We start from the raw sequence: 21,858 nt of genomic DNA on the forward strand, positions 1-21,858 counted from the left end.
TGGGCCGGATTATAGTTTCAAATATACAAAAAGCGCAGCCACTTTTAGAGTAGCTGCGCCCGTTTGCTTATTTCAGTATCTGAGCCGTATGGTCGGCGGTCTTTACTTTCGTGATGATATCCTGTATCACACCGTTCTCGTCGATGACGAACGTATAGCGCATGGTGCCCATATACTTCCGGCCATACATCGATTTTTCCTGCCACACGCCGTATTGTTCTACGATCTGTTTCTCGGTGTCGGCGATCAGGGTAAAGGGCAGTTCGTATTTACCTATAAACTTCTGGTGCGATTTCTCGCTGTCGATGCTCACGCCAATTACTTCGTAGCCTTCTTTTTTCAGGTCGCTATAGTTGTCGCGGAGGTTGCAGGCCTGGGCTGTGCAGCCGCTGGTGTCATCTTTCGGGTAAAAGTACAGAATCACTTTTTTCCCGCGGAAGTCGCTCAGCTTAACTGTGTTTCCGTTCTGGTCTTTGCCTTCAAACTCCGGAGCCTTGTCGCCGATGTTGAGATTCATAGTTTCTTTGAATATTTGACTGGTTGACAAAAGACAAAGGACTAATCTGAATCTTTTGTCCTTTATCAAACTGTCTTTTGTCTGAATTAGATCTTCGTTGTAAAAGTGGCTTCGTTACCGGCAATATCCTTCACCTTCAAAATCACTTCGCCAGACAAAGGTACACTTTTATCGAGTTTTTCAGAGTAAATCAGCGCTTGTTTGTGCTCATATTTCATCAGGAGCCACTTACCATCTACCCAGGCATTAAACGACTGAATCCCGGAGAGGTCATCACCTATCTTGAACCTGATCTGGGCCGGACTTTTGCCGAGCAGTTTTATAGTTGGCGCTTTGGTATCCTGCATTACTTTAAACTTGCCCATGTTCTTAGTAAAGAACGTTACCGTGTTGCCTTCCCATTTACCACCTGCAAAGCCACGTCCACGACCTAATCCTAAAAAGTAGACGGCTGCTTTGTTCTTGTCGATGCCCGTGGTATCCACTCTCATGGTTACTTTAATGGACTGGTGCAATGGCGTGTAATAATCGCCTACTGTATATACATCCCCTTCTTTGGCAGTATTTAGATAAAGCGTATCGTATAGTGACTCTTTTCCGAAATCGATGCTCAGGTAGTTGTTTTTATAGTTTACGTCCTGGGCTGGCGGTATCATTTTCTGGTAAGTAAACGTCTTTCCCACATCACAGAAACCGATAGAATCCGGAATGCCTCCCCGCAGATCGTAAAGGGCGACTGAAGCAGAATTATTCATGTAGCTTGGTACCAGGTCGAAGCGTTTGCCACTTACAAAAAGCTCTACGTTGCGCGGCGTTTTGCTGGTGTCGGTCGCGCTCACTTTTAGTACGTTCCCGATGATCTCATAATCCATTTCCGGCTTTTTAACCACTTTGGCTAAAGTCTGGGTAAAGGTTGGTTTCCGGCCCTTAACTATAAAACTGAGCGTTGAGGTATTATTATAAGAGTCTTTCGCCACCAGTTTTACCTGGTAAGTAGAGTCAGCATGCACCGTAAATCGGCCTTGCCTGCCATTGGCTTTGTAAAGTGGCAGGTCGTTGCCATAATCAACAAAAGCTTTCTGGAACGTGCGCCCGTAACGCTTGTACATGTAATAATTAATATGCTGCGAGACCTGGCGCGAGATCTCGAAAGGCACCTGCTCGATGTAATGGTTATAGATCGGTTTGTTGTTTACAAAAAGCGTTACTTCCTGGGTACCGTTCTTGTTGGTAGCGCCGTCCAGGCGGTCGTTGGTCTGTAACTCCAGCCCGATAAGGCCGTGGGCGAAAACTGTATCTGCTAAACTATAGTTAGTGCCTACCTTTTTAGGACTGAATTCGGCGCGGTTAAACTCATTTTTTACGCGGGCGTGTATGTTCAGCGGCAGCACGGCTAAACTATAGATATCCGGCGGGGTAGTGTCTATTATTTCTTTAAAATCATAACGAAGCGGATTGTAAAGCCTGTCCTGTGCATCACGAATTTCAAAATGCAAGTGTGGGCCACCCGAACCACCCGTATTACCCGACAAACCAATTACCTGACCGCGCTTCACCGGAAATTCGTCTTTCTCGAAGAACAGCTCCAGCTCAAAGGTTTGCTTTTCGTATTGTTTCTTTAGGATGTACTCGCCCAGCGGTTCGCCAAACTGCAGCAGGTGCGCATAGGTTGTGGTAAGCCCGTTAGGGTGCGTAATGTAAATAATGTTGCCATACCCGTACGTAGACTGCTTTACCCTGGAAATATAACCGTCGGCAGCAGCATACACATTCAGGCCTTCGCGCTGGTCAGTTTTAATATCAACACCACCATGGAAGTGATTGGAGCGTATCTCCCCCATCGTCCCCGACAGGTAATTGCGTTCGCCAGGTTTTATCGGGAACAGAAAATAGCCGGGTGTTGGGTTGTACTGGGCTGCCAGGTTAAGGGTGGAAAGTACGGCAACTATAAAAAGCGGTAATATCTTATTTAATTTCAAAATCAAGCAGTTTTCTATCTTCAACATAGCCTTCTAATCTGTCGCCAATCTTCACCGGGCCAACGCCCTCAGGTGTACCTGTAAAAATAATGTCGCCTGTTTTTAAGGTAATGAAGCGTGAAATGTAAGCAATGATGTCGTCGAAATCGTTCATCATCATTTTAGAATTGCCTTGTTGTTTTGTTTCGCCATTTACCTCCAGTTTAAAACCGATATTTTTCAGGTCCGGGAACTGGGCTAACGGAATAAACTCTGATACCGGGGCTGAACCATTAAAGCCTTTGGCCAGCGTCCAGGGCAGGCCTTTCGCTTTGGCTTTGCTTTGCAGGTCGCGGGCCGTAAAGTCTATGCCAAGGCCAATGGCATCATAATACTTGTGGGCAAACTTTTTCTCGATGTTCTTTCCCTCGCGGCTGATGCGCAGAATAAGCTCCACTTCATGATGAATATCGTTACTATACTCCGGGTAATAAAACGGCTCGTTGTTGCGCAGGATGGCGGTGTCGGGCTTAAAAAAAATGACAGGTTCGTCGGGTACTTCGTTCTTTAATTCGGCAATGTGTTCGGCGTAGTTTCGGCCTATAGCTAAAATTTTCATGGGGTGCGGAATAGGTGTAAAGGGTTCTGTATTCCAAAAATAAGGTTTCTAACGAATTGTACAGAAAAAAGTGATGAATTTATTGTGAACGCATTATCGGTTTCATCTTAAACTTATAAACTATAGCCCGAAAGCTTAATTCAGACATAAGATGCGCATTATAGCATTGCACAACTATAGCCTGTATCCGGAACGTATAAATGGGCAGGTAATTGTCTTTTGGCAGGAGTACCTGATACTGAACAAGTAACAGGTATTATCGTACTATATAGCAATTTCTTTATTTTTATAACATTGGTTACAAAGGCTATTTCTATTTTTGGTTCAAAATTTGAACTTCTGTTAAATAGCTATTAAAACTCTAAGATTATGCACAAGAAAATAATTACCTTTTCAGCAGCTGTGGTAATGATGGTTGCCTGTACTACGGTACCTATAACCGGCCGCCGACAGCTGAACCTGGTATCGGATGCACAGATGCAGTCGCTTAGCTACGATGCCTACGACCAATTCTTGAAAGAGAACAAACTATCGCGCGATGCGCAGGCAACTGCAATGGTGAAACGCGCCGGCCAACGCATACAACGTGCGGTGGAACAGTATATGGCTCAGAACAATTTAACACAGGAGCTGGAAGGTTTTCAGTGGGAATTTAACCTGATACAGGATGACCAGGTGAATGCCTGGGCAATGGCTGGTGGAAAAACTGTAGTTTATACCGGAATTTTACCAATTGCACAAAACGAAACCGGCCTTGCTGTCGTAATGGGGCATGAGATTGCCCATGCTATTGCGAAACACGGCAACGAGCGCATGAGCCAGCAGTTGGCACAGCAGTTTGGCGGCGTAACCTTGCAGGCACTGGCCGGAACACAGCCAGGTACCGCTCAAAACCTGATCATGACTGTTTATGGCGCTGGTTCTACTCTTGGTTTATTAAAGTATGGCCGTACCCAGGAAACAGAAGCTGACAGATTAGGTCTGATCTTTATGGCAATGGCCGGATATGACCCGGCAGCAGCTGTACCGTTCTGGGAACGTATGGAAGCAAAAGCAGGTGGCCAGGCACCGCCAGAGTTTTTATCGACTCACCCAAGCGCCGGAACACGTTTGAGCAACCTGGAGAAATTTATACCTGAGGCAAAAAAATATTATAGAAAATAGAAGCCTTTAAACGTACCTAACCCTTATGTCCAAAACCACCCTTATGCGCCAGTGGCAAGCTCTGCCGTTTAGCGCCCGCATGATCGCTGTATTCGCGATCGTACTTCTAATGGCCGGAGCCTGTACCCGCCGCGAAGCTTTTCCGGAGGAAAGTGATGAGCCTGCTGAGATGGCAGCTGAAGGAACTGACTCGGCAGCATACGACGGACAACTGCTGGCACAGGTGGTTTTTGATAGTATTGATTACATTGTTCCGCCCCTGGACCTGATGCAACCTTTTATAAAAGAGTTCGGCGACGGCACTGTGGTAGACAAAGTAATGATACGAAAGGTACAGGAAACGAAGCAGGACAAGGCCGGGTACTACTTGGTAGGCATGGGCATCCGGAACGGTTCTTACCGCGCTATGGCCTTGCAACTGGATGTGAGTTCGGATAATAGTTTATACCTGAGCTCGCAGAGCGATAAGTTTATTTGTGGTGCTACCGCAGGGTGTAGTTTCTGCTATTTTACTTTCTCGGGCAGCCAGATAACAGGGTGTGAATGCGAAAGCCGCGCACCCGGTAATTTATGCGAACAGAAGTCCAGCACTACCAATCAGTTGCTCAAAAATGCTAGGCTACGGAATATGCGGGAAGGTGAATCCAGAAGGTTGGAGACACTTAAAGTATCCCGATAAACTATAAAACAGGGCTGTCAGTAATGGCAGCCCTGTTTGTTTTCTGTTCATTTGTCATTTCGATTTCAGTCGAGAAATCTAGACTGCGTATAGTTGTAAGACCTAGCAGCGTGCGTAGCTCCTGCTAGTGTCTGGTGCTATAGTTGCTTCTTTGTCATTTCGAACGATGTGAGAAATCTATCTCAACTTATAGTTTGCTACTTTACCATCTGAACCAAGCTATCCTTTCAAATATCCTCTTATCCTGGGAGCTCTACTCACTTATTGTTTCAATTTAGCTTTGGTGCCCTCACGGCCGGGAGGCCCCGTCTTCGGGCATCGCGCTGCTGCTTTCTTGCTTCCCTCGTTCCTCGGATTGCCTGGCGGCACCGCAACAAAGCAAAGGCGCTCAACCCAAAGACTGAGATCAGTTCGATAGGAAAAGCTATAGTTTTGAACTGCTATAGTTTCAAAGGAACAGGTAAACCTGTCCTTTTCATGGGCTGTAACTATAGCTAATTCAGATTTCTCCCGCTAATAGAAATGACGGCTGGAAAGGCAGTGGCAGAAAAGTCCCCTTTGAAGGGGGCAGGGGGATGACAAACGGAAACTATAAAACTATAACTTTAACTATAGTAACCTAAAGCTCTCCGCCTTAGTCAAGGAGGGGCTGGGGTGGTTGGGCCAGCCCTATAAAACTATAGCCAGCGCTTCTACTTATGCCTGTCCCTTCCGGGCCAGTTGAGTTACAAACTCAACACTATAGTAAGGCACGGGTTGCAAACCCGCGCCAGCGGAGAAACAGTAACTATACCAAAGCCCAATCCTAAAAATCCTTTAATCCTGTAAATCCTGATTCAGACAAAACCAGGAAGGGATAAACCTATACTACCGCACTCCCCACAATCCAAAACAAACCCTACTACAGTTGCTGTTATTAGTTGTATCTTTGTTTCACCTGCCACACAACAACAGCCAACTATGAAAAGACCGATCATACCTTCACAGACTTTCCTGGAAACAGAACGACTTTACCTGCGTGAGCTTAGTCCGGAAGTTTACAAATTCCTGTTTACCGAATGCAACAGCTCTAAAATAGCCGAGTATTTAGGGCTTAACACCAGCAAAGAAGTTGAGACGGAACGCGAGAAGTACAACCAGGGCTTGGTCACGTATTTTTCTACGTTTCTTAGTTTCCATATACTGGATAAGCAAAATGGCAGAGTGATCGGCAAATGCGGGTATCATACATGGGCACCAACGCACCGCCGGGCCGAAATTGGCTATGAACTTTACGCCGACGAAGACAAGGGTAAAGGCTATATGACGGAGGCACTGGCAGCTATTCTGGCATATGGTTTTGAACAACTAAACCTGCACCGTATCGAAGCCTATATTGCCGCATATAATACTCCGTCTGCAAAGCTTCTGAAACGTTACGGCTTTACAGTAGAGGGCAACGCACGCGGGCATTACGTGGTAGATGGCATAAACGAGGACTCGCTGCTATTATCACTGCTGCAACCCGAGTACGAGCAACTTAAAAGCTCCTGGTGAGTAAAAAAGCAGACAATCTCTAATTCATAGTTTCTAAATACAACCTACTCCTTGAAGTATATCATCCTAAATAAACCTTACGAAGTACTGACCCAGTTTACGGACGAAGCCGGTCGCGCTACATTAAAAGACCACGTGCCGGTACCCGGCATTTACCCGGTCGGTAGGCTGGATTATGACAGCGAAGGATTGGTGTTGCTTACCGATGATAAAGTCTTACAGCACCGTCTCTCCGATCCTAAATTTAAGATAGAGAAAACGTATTGGGTACAGGTAGATGGATTGCCTACTGAAGAAGCGCTGGATGAACTGCGCCGTGGCGTAACTATAAAAGGCGTAAAAACTGCTCCTGCCAAAGCCAGCATTTTAGAAGAAGAGCCGCAGGTTTGGGAGCGCTCCACTCCTATCCGTTTCCGGAAAGAAATCCCTGCTACCTGGGTCGAAATTAAGATATCGCAGGGCATGAACCGACAGGTGCGCCGTATGACAGCCGCTGTTGGTTTCCCAACTTTAAGGCTTATCCGTCCGAGTATTGGCCCGCTAACTATAGGTGAGCTGCAACCCGGCGAGTACCGCGAGCTGACAGCTGACGAAGTAACAAAGTTAAAAAGCCTGAGCGCTGGTGGCAGCAATTTCAAAAGCCCGGCAAAACCAAAAGGCAAAGGTGGCCGCCACTACGATAGCCGCCAGAATTCCAGCCGACCAAGACCTTCCAAATCAAAAGAGGACTTTCAGTAAGTAACGGGTTTTAATTTTTTTAAGACATACACTGCTACTGTCATTCCGAGCATTCTTGAGTACGTGAGTCGAAAAGAGCCAGCATAGCTGCGAGGAACCTTACACAGCAATAGGACATATAAGATCTCTCGGTTACGCTCCAGAAGACAACACTGATTAGTTGATAAAATTGTCTGAATATACCTCTCCTTGCGTCGAGATGACAACTATGGCTTAAGTGATGGTATGCGTGTTTGGAGTTAATTAACTATAGTTTGCCGGTTATGTGCGCTACTATCTTTTCGGCGTGTATCCGGGAGTTTTCGATGAACCAGACGCGGGTATCCATGCCGCCGCATACTACGCCAGCCAGGTAAACACCTGGCAAGTTGGTCTCCATGGTTTCGGGGTTATGCGTGGGGTGTTTCAGAGCATCGTGGCTTAGCTCTATTCCCAGTTTTTTCAGGAAAGTAAAGTTTGGCTGGTAACCAGTCATGGCCATTACAAAGTCGTTGGCTATAGTTACCACGCCGTCCGGTGTTTCAATATCCACTTCGTTTTCCCGGATTTCCAATAACCTGGAACTGAAATATGCTTTTACAGCACCTTCGGCTATGCGGTTTTCGAGGTCAGGTTTAGTCCAGTATTTTATATTGCCAAGTTCCGGTTCCCGCACCACTATAGTTACCTCAGCCCCTTTCCGGTAAGTTTCCAGGGCTACGTCGGCGCTAGAGTTGTTGGCTCCTACTACCAGCACTTTTTGCTTAAAGTAGTAATGCGGATCATAATAATAATGGCGCACTTTGGGCAGCTCCTCCCCTTTTATCTGCAACAGGTTCGGGATATCGTAAAAGCCGGTAGCAACGATAATATGCTTTGCCTTGTAGTTTGCCTTGCTGGTGCTCACCGTATACAATCCATTAGCTTCCGGGTTTACAGCCAGCACTTCTTCAAAAAGGTTAAGGTTTAGTTCCCCGGTTTCGGCCACTTTGCGGTAATATTCCAGTGCTTCGGAGCGGTTTGGTTTTGGGTGGATGCTCGGAAAAGGATAACCGCCAATCTCTAACCTATCGGCAGTAGAGAAAAAGGTCATGTTGAGCGGGTAGTTGAACAATGAATTTACTACGCAGCCTTTCTCCACGATCAGGTAAGTTAATCCCGCTTTTTTTGCTTCCAGTCCGCAGGCCAGCCCGATGGGGCCACCGCCAATTATAAGTATGTCGTGTGTTTCCAACTATAGCATTTTTTCTTCCAACAGCTATACGGCAATTTAGTTTTCCTTCGCCAACAGGCCCGCATTTTACATTACTGAAACTATAGTCTGCCTATCACCCTAACATAAAGCACCTGCGGCGATACTCACCTTAGAGCGAATAGGTTCTCACTCAGAAAGGAACAGCTTTATACCTGAAAATAGAGCGACCAACTATAAGCTTATCTATAGTTCAGCATCAGAAGGCAAACCCGAATGTGAGCGACAGGGCCCGTCCTTTTCCTTCCGCGTCATCATCGTTCAGCACCGTACTGAAACCATAATGATAGGTAAGGTCGAGAGCCAGGAAACGGACATCGAACCCAACGCCGCCATTTAACGCAAACTGGGCATTGCGTACATCTTTCCGGCGAAGGGCCAGGTTGTTATCTTTTACGCCAACATTAAATGCAAACGACGGCCCCACAAAATACCGGATGTGCGATAGTACGCTTCCATCATAGGTGCTCCGGAAACCAACCAGTACCGGCACCCGCATGTAGTGGGCTACAAAAGCATCGCGTTCGTTGGGACGTGGCTGCACGGTACGAATAACATGTGATTTATAACTTACAAAGTCGAGGCCGGGCTGCACGTAAAAACGGTCTCCGATACGCCCGTAAATACCGAATTCATATCCTAAACCCGTGTCATCGTCCACCAGGCCGGGGTCATCAGAAATGCTGTACAGGTTTGCGCCAATCTTGGCTCCTAATTTCAGATTGGGCCGGTCATCATCCTGGGCCAGCGTTTGCGTTAGTGGCGCTATGGTTAGTAGTGTTATTCCTAAAATCAGTAATGTTGTTTTCATGTTGCCGATTGTTATGTTCAAAAAAGATATACTTATTTAACTATACGGACTTGTAATAGTTTTGCAGCATAATTCATTCTTAATTAGCACCGTACAACCGTAATAACAGAAAGCCTGTACCTATAAAACTATGATCATACCCAAAACCGACAACACGATAACTATAGCTCCGGACCTGTACCTGCGTATGGCCACCCCTGACGATGCACAGGCTTTATTTAATATCATTAACTCACAACGACCTTACCTGCGCGAGTGGCTGCCGTTTGTAGATCTGACACGCCAGGTTTCTGATACTGCATTTTACCTGCAAACTATAGTTAACAGTACTTCGGACAGGGTTTTTGTGATCGTTTCAGAAGAAGTTGTCTGCGGGCTGATCGGGTTTAAGGGAATCGAATATTTTAACAGGAAAGTAGAGATTGGGTATTGGCTGAGCGAACACCAGCAGGGCAAAGGCATTATGCGACAGAGTTGCAGCAGGTTACTAAAATATGCTTTTGAGATACTGAACATGAACCGTGTGCAGCTTAAAGTGGCACCCAAAAACTATAAAAGCCGCAACATACCTATTAAACTTGGCTTTACTTTAGAAGGCACCGAGCGAGAAGGCGAACTATTAAACGGCCATTACCACGACCTGGAAGTGTATAGTTTACTCAAAAAAGAGTGGCTGGCACAGGCAGCAAAGTAAGCTATAGTTTGCCATCGTTAATGCCCAATAGTAATGATATCGTACGCATGTTTTCGTGTTTGTCAGCTATCAATTTCAGGATGGCCAGGTACGGGATAAACAGGATCATGCCGGAAGCTCCCCAAAGGATGCCTCCCGCCACTATAGCCAGCAGCGTAAATAACATATTAACCTGCAGCCGATAACTTACTGCCCACGGAAATATAAGGTTAGCCTCTAAATACTGCACTACAGCAAATACCATAACCACCCCGGCCGGGTACCAGAGCGAGTCGTAGGTGATCCAGGCCACCGTCATCGGTAGAATAGCTCCTATAGTTATGCCCACATAAGGTATAAAAGTGAGGATGGAAGCTACCACCCCGAAAAACAGTGCATGTGGCACTCCCAGGATCATCAGCCCGATTGTGTTCAGTGTGCCAACTATAGCATAAACTATAGCCATGCCTTTTATAAAATTGTAGTAGGTAGTTATTGTCTCGTGCAGTATGGTTCTGATCTTTTGGTGTTCGCTGCGGGAGAATAAGGAGTAAAGCGCCCTGGCCAGTTGCTCGCGGTTATACAGGATAAGCGCCATATACAACGGTATCAGCACCAGGAGCACCACCGAAACCACCGACGTATAGAGCACATCTTTCAGCATGTTCAGCAAATTAGCAGCTACGTTGTTACCCACGCTCTCGAGCCAGTTGGTTTGCCGCGCTACTTTAAGTCCAAAATTTTGTTCCAGTAATAAGCTTACATCCCGTATGGCAACTGCCAGTTTCTGTTGCAGGTTGGGCCACTCCTCTACCAGGCGCATCATTTGGTTTACAAGCAGCCAGCCAAGTCCTCCAAAGATCAAAAGCAACACAACCAGGCAGATAGCAATAGCAGCCCAGCGTGGCATACCTTTACCTTCGAGCCAGCGACAGATCGGGTACAGTACAAAACTGATGAGCAACGAAAAGCTGAGCGGTACAAACAACGTACGGCCAACATACAGGATTACACCCAGCAACACCGTGTACTGCAGCAATTTTAGCCAGTTTACCTTTGTGCTTGTATCCATAAATAGTGTATATTGGTGTTCTGCTTTTTAAACCAGCCCTAGCCTGGAGGCAAATTAACAACCTTTAACTATTAAACAATAACCAGCCCTTTCTATGAAAAAAGATCTGTTCCTTGTAACTGCTTTGTTGCTAAGCCTGTCGGGTGTTGCAGGGGCACAAAACCTGAAACCAATAACCCAGGAAAAAGCAACCCGTTTGGTAAAAACACTGAGTGCCGACGACATGCAGGGACGCGCTTCATTTACGCCCGGCGGAGAAAAAGCGGCAGATTTTATAGCAGCGGAGTTCAGCAAGTCGAAACTAAAGCCGCTACCCGGCTCCAGTAGTTTTAAGCAGACGTTTAAAGTATTCAGGGTTACGCCTCATGAGGTTGACGTAAAATTGAACGGCCAGAAAGTTGCTCCAGAAAACGTGTTTGCCAATACCAACTATAAAGAGCTGGAGTGGGAAGCCAACACGGATGAACGCAGGATTATCCCTATTACAGAAAGTGAAAACGCACGCGATGCCATGATGCACATTTTCCGGATGCAGGAAGATGCAATTGTATTGGTGCATCCGAAACATGCCGAAACATTTGCTAACTATAAGCGCTACCTGACACGTGGCGGCATAGTGCAGGAAACCGGCAAAGGAGCAAGCAAAGTGTTCATCCTCACGGACCAGGCCAGTTTACAGAACTATGATATTGAGATAGAGAATAAGATAGAAGAGCTGCAGCTCACCAACGTGGCGGGCATGATCGAAGGAAAGCGCAAAGACGAATTTGTGGTTTTCTCGGGGCACTACGACCACATTGGCACACACAAACCGATAGATGGCGATACTATAGCGAACGGTGCCGACGACGATGCATCCGGAACAACTGCCATGATGCTGCTGGCCGATTTTTACCAGAAGCAACGCAAGCCGGAACGAACCATCCTTTTTGTAGCTTTTGCTGCTGAAGAAATCGGCGGATTTGGCTCGAGGCATTTTTCGCAGCAGTTCAACCCCGATCAGATCGTAGCTATGTTCAATATCGAAATGGTTGGCAAACCGTCTCAGTTTGGCCCGAACAGTGCTTACCTCACTGGTTTTGAGAAATCGAATTTAGGCGAACTGATGCAAAAGCGTTTACAGGGCACAGGCTATAGTATTCACCCGGACCCGTACCCGAAACAGAATCTTTTCTACCGCTCTGATAACGCAACCCTTGCTCGTTTAGGCGTTCCGGCACACACTATTTCATCGGTACAAATGGATAAAGACGATACCTACCACACCGTAAACGATGAGTTCGAAATGCTTGACATGGCGCACCTGACCAGCATGATAAAAGGCATAGCACTTGGCTCGTACGATGTAGTGTTCGGAAAAGCAACACCTACACGAGTTGATAAAGCGCAGGTACAATAAGAACTAAGATTTAAGGGATTAAATGGAAAAAAGAGACGCAGCATATTGCGTCTCTTTTTTGAACAGTGATTTTCAGGATAATATTTCTGCCGCAAGTTTAGCGCCAGCGTAACTTGTGGCTATACATGGCAGCAAGTTTTCAACTTGCTTTGCTTTGAAAAAGCAAGGTTAGCAATGTCCCCAACTATAGAACTATAGCCATTAACTATAGACTAGTAGCTTTTCTTGCAACCAACCTATACCCTTGCTTCGTGTTTTCACCAGTTCGTTTTGTAGCAGAGACGCAAGGTATTGCCTCTCTACATTCAGACAATCCTTGAATCTTAAAATCTTAGTTCTGATCACCTTCAGCACTTGGCCGTACAACCATAGTCAGCCATTTGAAAATAGCTGTTGGTGGTATGGTGAAATTTTTACGCATCCTGGTACTACTCCTCTGCACATTGCCCGTCCTGGGGCAGGAACCAACTATAAACTGGGGGCCTGAAATACCGCAGCAAAACCGCAACCTGAACCAACTGCAGATCATCGGGACTGGTGTCAGCAACTCTTTTTACACCCGCTACACCCAAAACGGCCGCATAACCCTGGAGCGCTACAACGGAAACAGCCAGCGCATCTGGGCAGTAGCCATTGCTCCCCTTGGCCCTGATGGTAACCGTGCTACCTTCGAAGACCTGTTACTGCTTAACCACCAGGTATACCTGCTCTCATCCGTTGAAGAGAAGTACAAGAAGAATGTCTACATCCAGCAGATTGACCTTAACGGGAATTACATGCCGGAAATACATCTGCTGGTTACAACCACTCCGGATGCGAAGCTATATACCAAAACAATGGACAGTAGGCTCATACTTATTTTGCAGCAACAGGCCGAGCCACAGCAAACTATAGTTTCCTCTTACCAGGGCTCTTTTAACCCGCGCTGGCAGGAGGCTATTCCTGTAAAAGGTGAGATCAGGGAGATAGAGGTGACGGATGTCGGCACGGCCTACATACTTACCCAGCTACCCGCCACCAACTCTCCCGAAGCTGCATTTTACCTGTACCGTTTTGAAGGGCGTAACGGCAAAAGTGACATGCAGGCAATTGGTAGCACCGCACAACGCCCGCTGCAGGCAAAACTCGGCATCCTGAAAAACGATGTTATAGTTGCGGGCATCACGGCTCCGGCGCCTTTTGTGGCCAGCCTGAATCCCGAGCTAGTCGGCACGTTCTTCTACCGCATTTCCAGGGGCCATTTCCGGAGATCAGCACTCAACTATACGCTTATTGACAGTACCTTCCTGCATAACTATAAAGCCAATAAACCTGACCTAGACCATAGCCAGCGCCTTCGTTATCTGCAACTGCAACAACTGCTCCCACTTACAGGTAACCGCACCGCCCTCCTGGGCGAAGTTTATACTTCCGAGGCCAGGCAGTTCCATACCGATGATATCCTTATCACGATATTTGCGGAAAACGGGACGCCCCTGTTTACCACTAGCGTAAACAAGCACCAGGCCGGCCCCGCCACACAGGTACGACTTGGCTCTTACATTGCCACCACTGAAGGAGATACTATAAAACTGATCTACCTGGATTTTGAGTACAATTATAACGAGCAGGGCGAGATCGAAACGGCTAGCCCGAGCGCTGTGCTGAAAACGCCTGTACTTGTAACTATAACACCGGACGGAAAGCAGAAAGTAAGACCACTCCGCAACTCGCAAACCGGCCGGCACCAGGACTTTTACCTAGTCCCTGTGGCAGCTTACAAACTTGACCGGCAGGAGTTTATAGTGCTGGGCTCCGGCAAGGACTACTATAAATTTGGAAGATTAAAATTCTAACTATATCATCCTGCTTTGTACAGTTTTAGGCGCTTTGCAGTAAACTTTACCGCACAGGTTGCAAAGGTTCACGCCATGTTCGCCAGGAACTGCATCAGCAAATCATATCAAATCCGGAAAATCTCTTTAATCACTGGTCAGAATTATTAACTTTGGTAAACAACTAATCAACCAATTTCACCTTACCATGAATAAACGTACTTATCTGAGTATGTTCCTGGCAGCGGCGCTGGCCCTACCTTGCAGCACCGTAGTAGCCCAGGAAAAAAAGGATGACAAAAAATGGACTGTGGATGCTGCCCACAGCACTGAAAAAGAAATTTCCGTAACCACTGACGAGGGTACCTGGATGAGCCTGGACGTAAGCCCGGATGGCAAGGAGATCGTGTTCGACATGCTCGGAGACATCTACGTTATGCCGATTTCGGGTGGCAAGGCAAAATTGCTGCGCACGGGTCGCGCTTATGAAGTGCAGCCACGTTTCAGCCCCGATGGTAAATTTATTTCCTTTACTTCGGATGCAGGCGGCGGCGACAACATCTGGATCATGAAACGTGATGGTTCTGATGCCAAACAGATCACCAAAGAAAATTTCAGACTACTCAACAATGCTGTCTGGACACCGGATGGCCAGTACATTGTAGCCCGTAAGCACTTTACCAACACCCGTTCACTGGGTGCCGGCGAAATGTGGATGTACCACCGCACAGGTGGAGCCGGTATACAACTGACCAAACGCAAAAACGACCAGCAGGATGCTGGTGAGCCATTTGTATCACCAGACGGTAAGTATGTATACTACTCCGAAGACATGAGCGGCGGCTCTAACTTCGAGTACAACAAAGACCCGAACGGTCAGATCTATGTTATCCGCAGAGTAGACCGTAACACAGGCGAGATTGAAAATATAGTTACCGGTAACGGTGGTTCTGTACGCCCGACTATCTCCCGCGATGGCAAACACATTGCTTTCGTGCGCCGTGTACGTACCAAATCGGTGTTGTTTGTGCAGGACCTGAAAACCGGCGAGCAATGGCCGCTAACCGATAACCTGAGCAAAGACCAGCAGGAAGCATGGGCTATCTTCGGCGTATATCCGTCTTTCTCCTGGACTCCTGATAACAAGAGCATTGTTTACTGGGCAAACGGTAAGATCAATAAGATAGATGTAGCCAACCAGAAGGTAACCAACATTCCTTTTGAAGCTACGGCCACTCATTACATTGCCGATGCTGTTCGTCACGACTTCAGTAAGAATGGTGGTGTATCGCCGAAAGAGTTTGCAGCAAAAGCGATCCGCCATGCCGTAACCTCTCCGGATGGTAAAGTACTGGTGTTTAACGCTGCCGGCCATATCTACAAAAAAGAACTGCCGAACGGCAAGCCGGAGCGCATTACCAAAGGAACTGATTTCGAATTCTATCCTGCTTTCTCGCCAGACGGAAAGTATATCGTTTACTCTACCTGGAACGACGATAACTATAGTACCCTGATGAAACTGGATATCCGCAAGAAAAATGCGAAACCAACTAAGCTTTCATCTGAGAAAGGTTTTTACACCAACGCTTCGTTCTCGCCAAACGGTAAATTTATAGTTTACAACAAGGAAGGCGGTAATAACCACATGGGCTACGCGTACGGCAACGAGCGTGGCATTTATTACATGGAAGCTGATGGTGACAAGCCAACTTTCGTACAGAAAAATGGATCCTCGCCACAATTCAATGCTACTTCTGATCGCATCTTCTTTACAGGTTATGCCGGTGATAAAGCCGCTTTCAAGAGTGTAAACCTGCAGGGCAAAGAAGAGCAGACTCATTACACCTCCAAGTATACCGACCAGTTCTACCCAAGCCCGGACAACAAATGGATTGCGTTTGTAGAGCTATTTAATGGTTATGTGGCTCCTTTCACTACAAACGGCTCCGGTCTGGACCTGAGTGCTGAAACCAAAGCTGTTCCGGTGGCCCGTTTCACCCGTGATGCCGGTACCAGCATCCATTGGTCTGGCGACAGTAAGAAAGTGAACTGGGTGTTGGGCGATGAATATTTCTCGAACGACATCAAGAACCGCTTTGCCTTTGTAGAAGGTGCCCCTGAAAAACTGCCTGCTATTGATACAACCGGAACAAAGATCGGCCTGGTGCTGAAAACGGATACCCCGGAAGGTAAAGTAGCTTTCACGAACGCGCGCATCATTACCATGAAAGGCGACGAAGTGATTGAAGGCGGAACTATAGTTGTAGAGGGCAACCGTATAGTTGCTGTCGGCAAAAACGTAACTGTTCCGAAAGATGCTAAAGTGATTGATGCTGCCGGCAAAACCATTATGCCTGGTTTTGTTGATGTGCACGCGCACCTTGGTACATTCCGCGAAGGCATGAGCCCGCAGAAGCAATGGTCTTACTATACCAACCTGGCTTACGGCGTAACAACTACCCACGACCCGTCATCTACTACCGAAATGGTGTTTAGCCAGTCGGAAGCCGTGAAGAGTGGTGCGATGATCGGCCCACGTATTTTCTCTACAGGAACTATACTTTACGGTGCCGATGGTAACTTTAAAGCTGTTGTAAACAACCTGGATGATGCCCGTTCGCACCTGCGTCGCCTGAAAGCAGTTGGTGGTTTCTCGGTGAAAAGCTATAACCAGCCCCGCCGTGAGCAGCGCCAGCAGATAATACAGGCTGCCCGCGAACTGGACATGACTGTGGTACCGGAAGGTGGCTCAACCTTCTTCCATAACATGAGCATGATTCTGGATGGCCATACCGGCATTGAGCACAACATTCCGGTTGCGCCGCTTTACAAAGACGTAGTGGAAGTATGGAAAGCTTCACAGACAGGGTACACTCCTACCCTGATCGTAAACTATGCCGGTAACTCCGGTGAGTTTTACTGGTATCAGAAAACCAATGCCTGGGACAAAGAGCGTCTGCTGAAATTCACACCGCGTTCTGTGATCGATGGTCGCTCGCGCCGTGTTACATTGGTGCCTGACGAAGAATATAAAAACGGTCATATCCTGACTTCAGAATCAGCTAAAACACTTACAGATGCTGGCGTGAAAGTGAACCTTGGCGCGCATGGTCAGTTACAAGGCTTAGGTGCGCACTGGGAACTATGGATGCTGCAGCAAGGCGGCATGACCAACCTGGAAGCGCTTCGTGCAGCAACCCTTAATGGTGCGGAGTACCTGGGCATGGGCAAAGACATTGGCTCTCTGGAAACCGGCAAACTGGCTGACCTTATCGTGCTGGACGCAAACCCACTGGAGAATATTCAGAACTCTGAACAGGTAAAATATACAATGGTAAATGGTCGTCTGTACGATGCCTCAACTATGGCTGAGACCGGTAACTATAACAAGCAGCCAGGCAAGTTCTGGTGGGAAAACAGCCGCACCGCCACCGCATTCGACTGGCACGAAGGCACTAACACCCGCCTGGAAGGTATCGCTGGTGAGCATTGCACTTGTAGACATTAAGAGTTAATAAGTACAAATTATATAAAAGCGGCTGCTCCACTGGGCAGCCGCTTTTTGTTTTATAGATGGCGTATGGCGCGAGCGTCTGAGAATATGAAAGTTTTAGGTTAGATTACCGAACAACAGACTGTCCCCTTGAGGGGACTACAGGGGTGTAACCGTGCACATTAAATAAAATCTACTTAAGGCGATTGATTCTCTCTAATCCAGTTCTTCAATGTCCTCAAAACATTACTAATATTCCTTTTTACTTCCATATCATCAAACCTAACAAACTGCACACCATACTGCTCTAATTCACTCTGGCGCTTTACATCATATTTATAGTTTTTATCATGGCTATCTCCATCAATCTCAATAGCTAACTGCAGCTCATGTGAATAGAAATCAACTATAAAATCCAGCATGGGCACTTGGCGGTGGAATTGATAACCGAATAGCTTTCTCTCTTTTATTTCCTGCCACAGTAAAATTTCGGATAATGAACTGTTCCTTCTTAATTCGCGCGCTTTTGCCTTTAGATCTTCTCTGTATGGTATGATTCTGTTTTTGGTCAAAGTCAGCTTATTTTCGAATTGAGAAATACTTTGGATAAAGTTGGGAACGATTACACCCCTGTAGTCCCCTCAAGGGGACAGTCGGCTAATTGTTTACGTTCTGTTCTCGCTTTTATATGTCGTATACTTCTCTTAACAATTAGTTATTTAAAGCTTCTATTCTGTGAATTTCTATCTCCAGTTCTCTCTTATTCTCCTGATTATATTCATAAACCAAAGCATCCTTCAATAGTCTTAACGCTCTGATATCAGTGCTTGGTTTTCTTTTAAGAATTTCTACTCCTTGCTTAACAAGAGGCTTATGGAAATCCGAAGCATAAGTTTCAGTAGCTTTGTTATATCCTAACTCGTAACCGAACTGATGAATTCTTACAAAAAGTTCTAAAGCTTCTTCAGAAAAAGGCTTGTTGTCTTCCAGATAGTCTAAACCTAGCTTTATGAGTCCAAATTTTGTTTCTAATCTAGACAATTCACATGAAACTGAAACATCATCAATCAGTGACAACAGACTTTTAACATTCATTTAATAAGGCTTCAAGTATCATAGGAATCTTCTAAACAATCAACTACCAACAATTGATTACTTCACTGCAGCTAGCACCCGCTTGATCATCTCATTTGGGTTACCATTATGCCAGCGCCAAACTATTACGATGTTATGCTCCGGGTCTACCCAAACGGTATTCTGGCCAGCACCTAAAGCTGCGTAGCTGGTGGTGGGAGCATCGGGCCAGGCTTTGCCTTCGGTATTGAGCCACCACAAATAACCATAGTCCGGGCCAACGATGCCACGGGATGTCGTTGCTTCTTTCACCCATTTTTCAGATACCAGCTGCTTGTCTTTCCAGCGGCCGTTGCGCAGGAACAGGTAACCAAATCGGGCTTCGTCACGAGCACTGATCCAGAGTCCGCCGCCCCAACGCGTACCACCACTTACCGATGGCATCTGCTTGCCATTTATATCAGCTACAGAATTACGGTAAGGCACCCACTTCCAGGTTTCGGAAGCATCGATCGGGTCCATTATCTCATCTTCCAGCACTTCCGGCAAAGGCTTCTCCCACAAGCGCAGCAACGAAAGCGCGAAACGATTAATACGTACATCGTTGTATTCGTAAAAGCTGCCTGGTTCCTGTAGTTCACGCGGTTTGCGCTCTCCCTTACCAAAAGCTTCTTTGCCAACAAAATCATGTTTCTTACCCCATAGTTCACCTTCCCATTCGCTGGTCTGGCGGGCGTGGTACTCCCAGGTTACTTTCCTATTTTGTTCCGAATCATATCCTCCATCCTTCACATACTTTGCTACCGGGTCATTTATAGTTTGGATCATCCCGCGGTCTATAGTTAAACCAAGTATAGTTGAGAGAAAGCTTTTGGCCACACTATAAGTCGGGTCTGCGGCTTTGGTGTCGCCCCACTCTGCTACAATGTAGCCATCTTTCAAGATGATGCCATTGGTGTTAGCTCTGGTACCCGGCAATGGCCCTAACGGTTCCCCAAATATCTCTTTCTGTGTAGAGAAGTCTTTCTGTATCTGGGTTGTTTCCTGTGTTTCTGCCCATGCCACTGCCTGCTGTAGTAGTGCAGCATCCATACCTATTTGTTCGGGTTTCCTGGTTTCCCAGTTATCGCCTTTACCAGGGTAGTATACTTTTTGGCTTGTTGCAGTAGTGGCTATAGTTTGCTGGCTTTGCTTATCAGTGCATGCAAACAAAGCAAGTATAACGAGCAGGTACAGGTGGTTTCTGAATTTCATGATGCGGGTGAATTAATTCTCTAAAATACGTACTGCCGCAACAAAACAAAAACGGCCACCTGTTTTGCAAGTGGCCGTTTTTTCCTTTTCATACTTTATACTTCCAGTACATAATACAGCAGTGGTTTATCCAGCTTTTGCAGCAATGGTTTAGCTACATTAAAGACCTTTACACCTTTAGCAGTTGCCCCTTCTAAAGTACCCACATGCGCATGCCCATGGAAGGCGGCCAATACCTGGCGTCGCTCTAATGGTTCTGCCAGCCTGGATGAGCCCAGAAACGGGTAAATAGCTTCGGGCTCGCCTTCTATAGTTGCTGCAATAGGAGCATAATGCAAAACAGCAATTTTAGGGATATCCGGGTGTTCTGTCTCCAACCTTGACAAAGCGCCATCCAGTTTCAGCGACTCATCAACAGCTTCCTGCACGAAAGATTTCATCATTGGTTCACCGAACATGGCCAGCATAGCGCGGTTAAAACCTCCGCCAAAGCCTTTTACGCCGGCGAATCCCACACCTTCCAATACCACCATATCGCCATCCAGCATATGTACGCCGGTTTGCGCCAGCACTTTCCGTATTTCGTCATGCTCGTTGTGGTCGTAGTCGTGGTTACCTAATACAGCAACTACAGGTATGGAACAAGCACGCAGTTCTTCGGCTAATATTTCTGCTTCCGAGGCACGTCCGTGGTCGGTCAGGTCACCGCATATCAGCAGCACATCTGCATCTGCCGATACGTCCTTGAAAAACTCAGTCCATTTGCCCTTGTCGGTATCACGTACATGTATATCGCCCACAGCCGCAACACGCGTTTTCTTCTTTTTTTTATCCATTCGCTAAATGGTTTTTATAGTTACCACCTTGTACTCCCATTCCGTAATATCGGTTTTGTACTGGGTCTGGTCTATAATAGGGCCGCGGCAAACTTTTTCAACCGAAGCAGGAAGTTCATACTGATGATGCGCGCGCTGCATAAGCTCATCAAAAAGCCATTTCGGGATAATATCGCGGTCGGCAGGATAAACAAACTGGAAGTTGATGACCTGGCTCAGGAGCAGTTGCCAGTGGTGGTCCATGCGGCTGAACAGGCGCTTCCAGTCGAGCTTTTTACCGTAGCGCAGAAACAGGTGGTTCACATCGGCACCGTCGTAACGCTCGCGATTCTGCACGTATATTTTGCACCAGATCAGCTCTTCCGGCGCCAGGAATTTTACAGGTATCCCAAACACTTTTCCTTTCACGGCATACTCATACCAGCTATCGTCTACAGTACAGATGTTATTCACCGTATCAAAAATAATATCGATGTAGTAGCCATTCTGAAACACTTTGGCCAGCCAGCGGGCATCTGTTATCTCGGTCTGGTAGCCCTTGTCGTTGAGGTATTTCAGGTGATACTGGTACTCGCTGGGCTTGCAGAAAATATCCAGGTCTTTCATGTCGCGCACAATACCGGTATATTCATACATCGCATAGCCGCCGCCCAGCAGGTAGGGCGTAGGGCTGTCCTTCAGGAGCGTAAGGGTTTTCTTATAAAATTCGTTGGCGATATCCTGGCCATTTGTAGCTTCTTTAGGCGTAGCTACGCTTTTGCCGTTTATCACCGCTTTTTCTTCTTTTATCTTTTTCATGTTAAGTCGATACTATAAAATCAGGTCTTGTTGCATTCATTTGGCATCGCAAGTGACGGGAAGGAACAACAAGGGAGTAGATTATTTACTCCATTCTGAGAGAATAGTTGTTGCGTAATTACAAGAAAGTGTCTGGTTATTAGCTAAAAGAAGTGCAAAAAAGTTGTTTTACATTGTGAGTAAATAGTGTCG

At 46.6% G+C, this 21,858-nt stretch carries 19 protein-coding genes; 8 read left to right on the plus strand and 11 right to left on the minus strand.

Translation table 11 applies throughout. The features are described from left to right. Positions 1-67 precede the first annotated feature (67 nt). From bcp to KYK27_RS00365, 3 genes are all read right to left on the minus strand, one after another. Positions 68-517, minus strand: coding sequence for a thioredoxin-dependent thiol peroxidase (bcp, locus tag KYK27_RS00355; protein ID WP_199108100.1), 450 nt, complete (start codon positions 515-517; stop codon positions 68-70). 86 nt (positions 518-603) lie between these two features. Continuing rightward, on the minus strand, positions 604-2,496 hold the full coding sequence (locus KYK27_RS00360) for a M23 family metallopeptidase (protein ID WP_233150189.1): 1,893 nt from the start codon (positions 2,494-2,496) through the stop codon (positions 604-606). Next, on the minus strand, positions 2,483-3,094 hold the full coding sequence (locus KYK27_RS00365) for a fumarylacetoacetate hydrolase family protein (protein WP_199108101.1): 612 nt from the start codon (positions 3,092-3,094) through the stop codon (positions 2,483-2,485). The genes KYK27_RS00360 and KYK27_RS00365 overlap by 14 nt, the downstream gene beginning before the upstream one ends. Positions 3,095-3,463: 369 nt before the next feature. Here KYK27_RS00365 and KYK27_RS00370 point away from each other — a divergent pair, with 369 nt between their 5' ends. From KYK27_RS00370 to KYK27_RS00385, 4 genes are all read left to right on the plus strand, one after another. Beyond that, the gene (locus tag KYK27_RS00370) at positions 3,464-4,258 is read left to right on the plus strand and encodes a M48 family metallopeptidase (protein WP_199108102.1); all 795 of its coding nucleotides are present in this window, start codon (positions 3,464-3,466) and stop codon (positions 4,256-4,258) included. Between the two features lie 25 nt (positions 4,259-4,283). After that, positions 4,284-4,937, plus strand: a complete 654-nt coding sequence (locus KYK27_RS00375) for a hypothetical protein (protein WP_199108103.1) — start codon at positions 4,284-4,286, stop codon at positions 4,935-4,937. A 960-nt stretch (positions 4,938-5,897) separates the two neighbouring features. Further along, on the plus strand, positions 5,898-6,473 hold the full coding sequence (locus KYK27_RS00380) for a GNAT family N-acetyltransferase (protein ID WP_199108104.1): 576 nt from the start codon (positions 5,898-5,900) through the stop codon (positions 6,471-6,473). A gap of 51 nt (positions 6,474-6,524) precedes the next feature. Next, the gene (locus KYK27_RS00385) at positions 6,525-7,211 is read left to right on the plus strand and encodes a pseudouridine synthase (protein WP_199108105.1); all 687 of its coding nucleotides are present in this window, start codon (positions 6,525-6,527) and stop codon (positions 7,209-7,211) included. Between the two features lie 247 nt (positions 7,212-7,458). On the opposite strand, the gene KYK27_RS00390 is transcribed toward KYK27_RS00385, so the two are convergent. Further along, positions 7,459-8,424: a YpdA family putative bacillithiol disulfide reductase gene (locus tag KYK27_RS00390; protein WP_199108106.1), complete on the minus strand. Its 966-nt coding sequence runs from the start codon at positions 8,422-8,424 to the stop codon at positions 7,459-7,461. A gap of 217 nt (positions 8,425-8,641) precedes the next feature. Beyond that, entirely contained in the window at positions 8,642-9,253 is a 612-nt protein-coding gene (locus tag KYK27_RS00395) for an outer membrane beta-barrel protein (protein ID WP_199108107.1), read from the minus strand. Between the two features lie 130 nt (positions 9,254-9,383). On the opposite strand from KYK27_RS00395, the gene KYK27_RS00400 reads away from it, so the two are divergent. Continuing rightward, complete coding sequence (locus KYK27_RS00400) at positions 9,384-9,947, plus strand: GNAT family N-acetyltransferase (RefSeq protein ID WP_199108108.1); 564 nt, start codon at positions 9,384-9,386, stop codon at positions 9,945-9,947. 1 nt (position 9,948) lies between these two features. Here KYK27_RS00400 and KYK27_RS00405 read toward each other — a convergent pair whose 3' ends face one another. After that, complete coding sequence (locus KYK27_RS00405; RefSeq protein ID WP_199108109.1) at positions 9,949-10,998, minus strand: AI-2E family transporter; 1,050 nt, start codon at positions 10,996-10,998, stop codon at positions 9,949-9,951. A gap of 94 nt (positions 10,999-11,092) precedes the next feature. Here KYK27_RS00405 and KYK27_RS00410 point away from each other — a divergent pair, with 94 nt between their 5' ends. The 3 genes from KYK27_RS00410 (at position 11,093) to KYK27_RS00420 (ending at position 17,719) form a co-directional block, all read left to right on the plus strand. Continuing rightward, positions 11,093-12,397: a M20/M25/M40 family metallo-hydrolase gene (locus tag KYK27_RS00410; protein ID WP_199108110.1), complete on the plus strand. Its 1,305-nt coding sequence runs from the start codon at positions 11,093-11,095 to the stop codon at positions 12,395-12,397. A 401-nt stretch (positions 12,398-12,798) separates the two neighbouring features. Next, positions 12,799-14,232: a hypothetical protein gene (locus KYK27_RS00415; RefSeq protein WP_199108111.1), complete on the plus strand. Its 1,434-nt coding sequence runs from the start codon at positions 12,799-12,801 to the stop codon at positions 14,230-14,232. Positions 14,233-14,419: 187 nt separating this feature from the next. Next, positions 14,420-17,719 carry an amidohydrolase family protein gene (locus KYK27_RS00420; protein ID WP_233150190.1) on the plus strand — a complete coding sequence of 1,100 codons (3,300 nt, stop codon included), beginning with the start codon at positions 14,420-14,422 and terminating at the stop codon, positions 17,717-17,719. Between the two features lie 182 nt (positions 17,720-17,901). Here the strand turns inward: KYK27_RS00420 and KYK27_RS00425 are convergent, their stop codons facing one another. The 5 genes from KYK27_RS00425 to KYK27_RS00445 form a co-directional block, all read right to left on the minus strand. Continuing rightward, positions 17,902-18,276 carry an endonuclease domain-containing protein gene (locus KYK27_RS00425; protein WP_199108112.1) on the minus strand — a complete coding sequence of 125 codons (375 nt, stop codon included), beginning with the start codon at positions 18,274-18,276 and terminating at the stop codon, positions 17,902-17,904. 139 nt (positions 18,277-18,415) lie between these two features. Then, entirely contained in the window at positions 18,416-18,799 is a 384-nt protein-coding gene (locus KYK27_RS00430; RefSeq protein ID WP_199108113.1) for a hypothetical protein, read from the minus strand. Positions 18,800-18,856: 57 nt separating this feature from the next. Beyond that, the gene (locus KYK27_RS00435; RefSeq protein WP_199108114.1) at positions 18,857-20,032 is read right to left on the minus strand and encodes a serine hydrolase domain-containing protein; all 1,176 of its coding nucleotides are present in this window, start codon (positions 20,030-20,032) and stop codon (positions 18,857-18,859) included. Positions 20,033-20,127: 95 nt separating this feature from the next. Beyond that, positions 20,128-20,868, minus strand: a complete 741-nt coding sequence (locus KYK27_RS00440) for a metallophosphoesterase (RefSeq protein ID WP_199108115.1) — start codon at positions 20,866-20,868, stop codon at positions 20,128-20,130. A 3-nt stretch (positions 20,869-20,871) separates the two neighbouring features. After that, entirely contained in the window at positions 20,872-21,666 is a 795-nt protein-coding gene (locus KYK27_RS00445; protein ID WP_199108116.1) for a nucleotidyltransferase, read from the minus strand. Between the last annotated feature and the right edge of the window lie 192 nt (positions 21,667-21,858).

It is taken from the genome of Pontibacter populi (assembly GCF_019336435.1).
Taxonomy (GTDB): domain Bacteria; phylum Bacteroidota; class Bacteroidia; order Cytophagales; family Hymenobacteraceae; genus Pontibacter; species Pontibacter humidus.